Origin of the sequence: Flavobacterium soyangense (assembly GCF_015277675.1) — a bacterium.
In the GTDB taxonomy this organism is placed as follows: domain Bacteria; phylum Bacteroidota; class Bacteroidia; order Flavobacteriales; family Flavobacteriaceae; genus Flavobacterium; species Flavobacterium soyangense.
Genome location: NZ_JADHEC010000016.1, coordinates 67,125 through 74,195, shown reverse-complemented (window position 1 = coordinate 74,195; position 7,071 = coordinate 67,125). Strand labels below are relative to the sequence as shown.

The following is a 7,071-nucleotide window of genomic DNA, read 5'->3' as shown; positions in this document are numbered from 1 at the left end:
TTATTATATTTGACATGGATATTGTTTGTTTTGCGACTTCAAGATACTGAATTTCAGTGTCTTGAGCAATATCTAATTAATATTTTTTACTTCAAATAATTACACCCAACGGGTTAATAATAATAATAATAATAATAATTACAAAATTTCCTCTCCTCAGCAGCCCCAAAACACAATCCATAAAAAAAACCTCAATCGAGGCTTTTCGTTTTTATCTTTTTAACCACAAATTTCACGAATTTTCACAAATTTAAATTCAAAAAATCCTCCAGATAGCTATCGGGATTATCCGCCAAAATCAGCATCATCTGCGGCCCAATCTTTATTCCTCTTCCTCAACCAAATGTGATTTCGAATACCCTCTCCATTTCTCAATACAATCCTGAAAATCCTGAGGCAATTCAGTATCAAAACGCATCATTTCTCCCGTTGTAGGATGAATAAAACCAAGTGTTTTAGCATGCAAAGCTTGTCTTGGCAAAGCCTTGAAACAATTATCTATAAATTGTTTGTATTTCGTAAACGTAGTTCCTTTTAGAATCAAATGACCGCCATAACGCTCGTCATTAAAAATAGGATGACCAATGTGTTTCATATGCACCCGAATCTGGTGCGTTCTTCCCGTTTCAAGAACACAAGAAACCAAAGTCACGTACCCAAAACGTTCCAAAACTTTATAATGCGTCACGGCAGGTTTCCCAATTTCGGGATCAGCAAAAACCGCCATTTGCATTCGGTCTTTAACGTGTCGTGCAATGTTCCCTTCAATCGTTCCTTCATCCGCAATTACATTTCCCCAAACCAAGGCGATATATTCTCTTTCGGAAGTTTTTGCTTCAAATTGCTTGGCAAGATGCGTCATTGCAGCTTCGGTTTTAGCAATGACAAGAAGTCCCGATGTATCTTTATCAATTCGATGAACCAGTCCTGGACGTTCACTGCTGTTCATTGGCAAATTCTCAAAATGAAATGCCAAAGCATTCACTAAAGTTCCCGTATAATTACCGTGACCGGGATGCACCACAAAATTAGGTGGTTTGTTCACCAGCAAAAGTGCGTCGTCTTCATAAACAATGTCAAGCGGAATATTTTCAGGATCTACCCTATTTTCAAATGGTGGATGCGACAACATAATGCGCACCACATCAAAGGGTTTTACTTTATAATTCGATTTTACGGGAAGGTCATTCACATAAATATCGCCGGCAGTTGCCGCATTCTGAATTTTATTTCGAGTCGCATTCGGAATCATATTCATCAAGTATTTGTCGATTCTCAGCAGCAATTGCCCTTTGGGAATGTCAAATCTATAATGTTCGTATAATTCGTCCTCTAAATCTTCGGTAGTGTCAATATTATTGTGCATTCTTAGGTGTTGCTTCTGTTGGTGATGGTGTTGTTGTGGCTGTAGTGTCCACTTCTTCTACATAACTTTCCTTGCCGTCGCCCAGCACCAAATCAATTTTAGAAGCCTTTAAAACTCGGTCGCCCACTTTCAGGTTTCTTCCCTTGAAACGCATTTCGAGCACCATATCTTTTCCAAGATTTGGGATATAAGTTATGGTTCCTTCCTCAAGTCCCAATGATTTTAATGTTGGTACCGCTTCACGATAGGTTTTTTCAATTAAATCAGGAATTCGCACGGATGAAAATCCCGAAGCATTAATTTTTATATATACTTTTCTGCCCACTTTTACTTTGGCTCCAGGCAAAGGATCTTGCTCCACAACAGAAAACTTTGGATAATCACTATTATAATCCACGCTATCCAAAAGAACATAATCTAAATCCAACTCGTCCAGTTTGTCTTCAACTTGTTGCTCAGTCAACTTGGCTAAATTAGGCACCGTGATTTCGTGACCGTGATCCGTGGTGAAAGTCAACCAATGCATAAACAAATAACTCAAAACGGCAAGTATAGCGAGAGCAGCTATAGCTTGACCTAAAAATACGCGACTGGTAAGATATTTTTTTAAACTCATAAATTTATTTTTATAAGTGACAAAGATAAAGCTATTTCGTTCGAAAAAAAATTCTAATTTTGTTTTGAAAACGTTTAATCGGTTAATCGGTTAAACGATTAACCGATTAAACCAATAAAATGAAAAACATTGCCATCATTATGGGCGGATATTCAAGCGAATATAAAATCTCCTTAATCAGCGGAAACGTCGTCTATCAATTCCTTGACAAAACCAAATTCAACGGATTTCGAATCCATATTTTCAAAGAAAAATGGGTTTATGTCGATGACAAAGACGCTGAATTCCCTATCGATAAGAATGATTTTTCAACAACAGTAAACGGAACTAAAATCACTTTCGACTGTGTTTTCAACGCCATTCACGGAACTCCCGGCGAAGACGGTTTAATGCAAGCTTATTTTGAATTAATTGGAATGCCGCAAACTTCTTGCGATTATTATCAATCCGCATTGACTTTCAACAAACGTGATTTGCTTTCGGTTCTGAAACCTTACGGAATCAAAACCGCTACTTCTTACTATTTAAACAAAGGCGATCATATCGATACTGCCGAAATTGTAAAAGCTGTTGGTTTGCCGTGTTTTGTAAAACCAAATAAATCGGGTTCCAGTTTTGGAATTTCCAAAGTAAAAACTGCGAACGAACTGCCAATCGCCATCGAAGTCGCTTATAAAGAAGACAGCGAAATCATCATCGAAAGCTTTCTTGACGGAACCGAAGTTTCTGTTGGAGTTATCAATTATCAAGGTAAAGTAATCGTCTTGCCAATAACCGAAATTGTTTCAGAAAATGATTTCTTCGATTATGAAGCCAAATATCAGGGAAAATCCCAAGAAATTACACCCGCCAGAATCTCGGACGAAATGACAAAAAGAGTAAGTGAAGTAGCAAAACGCGCTTACGAAGTCCTGAAAATGAAAGGCTTTTCCAGAAGCGAATTCATCTTTGTGGACGGCGAACCTTATATGCTCGAAATGAACACCATTCCGGGTCTCACCACCGAAAGTTTGATTCCGCAACAAGCCAAGGTCGCCGGAATTTCATTGGAGGATTTGTTTAGCAATGCCATAGAATTGGCTTTGCCTGAATAACTAATTATTTCGTTAACTTTGTAAAAAACCATCATTATGATTGATTATAAACAATATATCGCAATAAATCCCGAAATACGATTTGGCAAACCAATCATAATCGGTACCAGAATCACTGTTTTTGACGTTTTAAATTGGCTAGCCAATGGAATGACTATAAATGAAATTATTGAAGATTTCCCAGAGCTTAACGAAAATCAAATCAAAGCTTGTCTTTCTTATGCAGCAGATAGGGAACATAAAATTCAAATTGCATCGTGAAATTGCTTTTTGACCAAAATATTTCTTTTAGAATAATATCTAAAATAAAGCTCAACTTTCCTGATGCAAAACAAGTTAGACAACTCGGAATTGAAAATTATTCCGATATAGAAATTTGGAAATTTGCGAAGGAAAACGAATATACAATCGTAACTTTTGATGGAGATTTTTATGATTTATCAAATTTCAAGGGTTTCCCACCTAAAATAATTTGGTTGCGTTTCGGCAATACAAAAACTGATTTTATTGCCAATATTATAAACTCCAGACACTCTATTATTAAAGATTTTGTTAATTCTGTAGCGTATTCTGAAATTGCCTGTTTAGAAATCAAATAAATAGTTTTAAAACATGAACAAAAGCAGACTCGAAGCCTTTAGCGATGGTGTATTAGCCATTATCATCACCATAATGATTTTGGAAATAAAAGTGCCGGAAGACAACACTTTCGAATCTCTGAAGCCGTTAATTCCAGTTATTTTGAGTTATGTTTTGAGTTTTGCTTATGTGGGTATCTATTGGAATAACCATCATCATATGTTCCAAGTAGTCAAAAAAGTCAATGGTTCTATTTTATGGAGCAATCTTTTTTTACTTTTTTGGTTGTCCTTGATTCCTTTTAGCACCAGTTGGATTGGCTCTCAACATTTTGCTGCTGTTCCAATGAGTGTTTATGGATTTATTTTGCTGATGTGCGCTATTTCTTATACTTTGCTTCAAAATAAAATCATTAAACTCGAAGGCAAGAATTCTGTCTTATACAAAGCTGTTGAAAAAATAAAAAAGGAAAAATATCTTTAGCATGTTATATTTCAGCAGTTCCACTGGCGTTTATTTCGCCTTGGATTTCCGGATTTCTATACTTTACAGTTGCTCTAATGTGGATTATTCCGGATAGGAGAATTGAAAAACAAATAAATAATAATTAAAATGAGAAAAGCTATTTTTCCAGGATCTTTTGATCCAATAACTTTAGGTCACGAAGATATTATCAAAAGAGGAATTCCCTTATTTGACGAAATTGTAATTGCCATTGGCGTCAATGCCGATAAAAAATATATGTTTTCACTTGAAGAAAGAAAACGTTTTATCGAAGAAACATTCAAAAACGAACCAAAGGTTTTCATCATTGTTTATGAAGGATTAACGATTGATTTGTGTCATAAAATCAAAGCCAATTTTATCCTGCGTGGACTTCGAAATCCAGCAGATTTTGAATTCGAAAAAGCAATTGCACACACCAACAGACGATTATCAAAAATTGAAACCGTATTTTTATTGACTGCTGCAAAAACATCTTTTATCAGTTCCAGCATTGTGAGAGACGTGCTTCGTAACGGCGGTGAATATGAATTATTGGTTCCTGAATCCGTACGTGTAAAAAAATAGTATTCCCCATAAATTTGGAATAAGGCTTTATTTAGCATTACTTTCGCAAAAAAATGACAATAATAGAAATGGAAAGAACATTAAATAAACGTAGCGGATCTCAATGCGAACTTTGCACAGCAACCGAAAACCTAAAAGTATATACCGTTTTACCAACAAAAAAGGGCGGTCTGGACGAAAACATTCTGGCTTGCAGTACTTGTATTGACCAAATTGAGAATCCTGCAAATGTAGATTTAAACCATTGGAGATGCTTAAATGACAGCATGTGGAGCGAACATACCGCTGTGCAAGTGGTTGCCTGGAGAATGTTGAGCAGAATGCGTGCAGCAGGTTGGCCAAAAGAATTGCTGGATATGATGTATTTAGATGAAGATACTTTAGATTGGGCTCAAGCCACTGGCGAAGGCGAAGAAGACGAAAACAAAGTGATTCACCGTGATGTAAATGGAGTAATTCTTGCCACTGGCGACTCAGTAGTTTTGATAAAGGATTTAAAAGTAAAAGGTTCGAGCATGGTTGCCAAACAAGGAACTGCTGTACGTAACATCAGACTTGACCACGAAAATGCCGAATATATTGAAGGAAGAGTTGATGGGCAAACCATCGTGATTATCACACAATACGTAAAGAAAGTATAGCTAGAAAACAATTTATAAGATTGTAATGGAAAACAAACCCTTAAACTATTTTTCAAGAATAATGCCTATTACAAAAGAAGAAGCCGATGCTATTTCGGCAACTATGGTAATTAAGCACTATAAAAAAGGGGATATTTTACTAAAAGAAGGACAAATTTCAACAGAGGCTTATTTTGTTTTAGAAGGCTGTGTTCGACAATATTATATTGTGGATGGAGAGGAAAGAACGGCTAATTTTTTTACCGAAGAACAATGGGTGATTTCTTTAAACAGTTTTAGTAATAACCTTCCATCAAATCATTATATGGCTTGTTCTACAGACTGTTTTCTGGTAGTTGGTAACAGAGAAAAAGAAGAGGATTTATACGGTCGCTTTCCAAAACTTGAAACCGTCGCCAGAAAAGTAATGGAAAAAAATTTTGTAGAACAGCAGGAAATAATGGCTTCCTACACCACTGACTCTCCAGAACAGCGATACATTAAACTTTTTAATTCAAGACCTGAATTATTTAAAACAATCCCGCAGTATCAAATAGCAAGTTACATAGGTGTTAAACCAGAATCTTTGAGCAGAATTAGAAAAAGAATAATTGCTAAACGCTAACTTTTTTCAGGTCATATATTAATAATAATATTGCCTTTCTTGTGCCCCTTTTCGACATATTGATGAGCTTCACCCATTTGCGACAAGGGATAGGAATTATCAATTACAGTTTTAATAGTTTCCGTTTTTAGTAACTCTTTTAGTTCCAATAAATAGTCTAAACGTTCTTTAACGGGTAGAATACCAGTTGATGAGGTCTTTACTTTCTTATCACCAATTAAAGATGTTTTCATTATTTGCAACAAAAGCGGGAAACTTATAACAGAGGAAAGATAGATGCCATTTTCGGTGAGCGAATTTTCACAAGAAGAAAAAGTAATTTTGCCTACAGTATCAAAAATAACATCATAGTGTTTGCCATTCTTTGTGAAATCTTCATTTGTATAATCAATCACAAAATCAGCGCCTAACTCTTTAACCATTTTCATATTTGTAGTGCTACAAACTCCAGTTACTTCAGCACCAAAATACTTTGCAATTTGAACTGCATAAGTCCCAAGGCTTCCAGAAGCACCATTAATTAACACCTTATCTCCTGTCTTTAGTTTAGCTAGACCTTTTAAGAAATTCATCACCGTAATTCCACTTCCACTAAGGGGTGCTGCGGACTGATAACTTATATTTTCAGGCATAGTCGTTATTACATCATCCATATTAACACAAGTATATTCTGCATAACACCCGAGAGTAGTCGTTCCACCAAAAACTTTATCACCCACTGTGAATGAAGTAACATTTTTTCCTAATTCCACCACTTTACCCGCAAAGTCAAATCCGAATATTGTTGTTTTGGGTTTACGTAACCCCAGATAAATCCGATCCACATAAGGTTTGCCCTTTCTCATCATAAGGTCCGATCCCGTAACAGTAGTGGCGTAAACCCGAACCAAGACTTCATTATGTTTTGGGACAGGTTTTGTAACATCTTCCATTTCGAATACTTCGGGTGTCCCATACTTTTTACTTACGCTTGCTTTCATTTATTATCTGGAATTAATTGAATAAATTTAGAATGCAAAATTCTGTTTTCAAAAACACATAACCATTGACTTTGGTTAAGAAATGAGATTAAGGTTAAAGAAAACAACCACAAAAGAATA

General features: G+C 35.8%; 10 protein-coding genes. 7 read left to right on the top strand and 3 right to left on the bottom strand.

Going from position 1 to position 7,071, the window contains the following annotated elements; all coding sequences use genetic code 11:
* Positions 1-322: 322 nt before the first annotated feature.
* Both IR213_RS08850 and IR213_RS08845 read right to left on the bottom strand, forming a co-directional pair.
* The gene (locus tag IR213_RS08850) at positions 323-1,366 is read right to left on the bottom strand and encodes an RluA family pseudouridine synthase (RefSeq protein WP_194311944.1); all 1,044 of its coding nucleotides are present in this window, start codon (positions 1,364-1,366) and stop codon (positions 323-325) included.
* On the bottom strand, positions 1,356-1,982 hold the full coding sequence (locus tag IR213_RS08845; protein WP_194311943.1) for a PASTA domain-containing protein: 627 nt from the start codon (positions 1,980-1,982) through the stop codon (positions 1,356-1,358). Before IR213_RS08845 ends, IR213_RS08850 begins: the two co-directional genes overlap by 11 nt.
* 119 nt (positions 1,983-2,101) lie before the next feature.
* On the opposite strand from IR213_RS08845, the gene IR213_RS08840 reads away from it, so the two are divergent.
* The 7 genes from IR213_RS08840 (at position 2,102) to IR213_RS08810 (ending at position 5,971) form a co-directional block, all read left to right on the top strand.
* The gene (locus IR213_RS08840) at positions 2,102-3,076 is read left to right on the top strand and encodes a D-alanine--D-alanine ligase (protein ID WP_194311942.1); all 975 of its coding nucleotides are present in this window, start codon (positions 2,102-2,104) and stop codon (positions 3,074-3,076) included.
* A 36-nt stretch (positions 3,077-3,112) separates the two neighbouring features.
* Positions 3,113-3,337, top strand: coding sequence for a DUF433 domain-containing protein (locus IR213_RS08835; RefSeq protein WP_194311941.1), 225 nt, complete (start codon positions 3,113-3,115; stop codon positions 3,335-3,337).
* A complete protein-coding gene (locus IR213_RS08830) occupies positions 3,334-3,675 on the top strand; it encodes a DUF5615 family PIN-like protein (RefSeq protein WP_194311940.1) in 342 nt (113 codons plus the stop codon). Before IR213_RS08835 ends, IR213_RS08830 begins: the two co-directional genes overlap by 4 nt.
* 13 nt (positions 3,676-3,688) lie before the next feature.
* Positions 3,689-4,138, top strand: a complete 450-nt coding sequence (locus IR213_RS08825) for a TMEM175 family protein (RefSeq protein WP_228479141.1) — start codon at positions 3,689-3,691, stop codon at positions 4,136-4,138.
* 129 nt (positions 4,139-4,267) lie between these two features.
* A complete protein-coding gene (coaD, locus tag IR213_RS08820; RefSeq protein WP_194311939.1) occupies positions 4,268-4,726 on the top strand; it encodes a pantetheine-phosphate adenylyltransferase in 459 nt (152 codons plus the stop codon).
* Positions 4,727-4,788: 62 nt separating this feature from the next.
* Positions 4,789-5,367: a PhnA domain-containing protein gene (locus IR213_RS08815; RefSeq protein WP_194311949.1), complete on the top strand. Its 579-nt coding sequence runs from the start codon at positions 4,789-4,791 to the stop codon at positions 5,365-5,367.
* A 25-nt stretch (positions 5,368-5,392) separates the two neighbouring features.
* Positions 5,393-5,971, top strand: coding sequence for a Crp/Fnr family transcriptional regulator (locus tag IR213_RS08810; protein ID WP_194311938.1), 579 nt, complete (start codon positions 5,393-5,395; stop codon positions 5,969-5,971).
* A gap of 11 nt (positions 5,972-5,982) precedes the next feature.
* On the opposite strand, the gene IR213_RS08805 is transcribed toward IR213_RS08810, so the two are convergent.
* Positions 5,983-6,951 (bottom strand): NAD(P)-dependent alcohol dehydrogenase, encoded by a 969-nt coding sequence (locus IR213_RS08805; protein ID WP_194311937.1) that lies wholly within the window; start codon positions 6,949-6,951, stop codon positions 5,983-5,985.
* Positions 6,952-7,071: the final 120 nt, after the last annotated feature.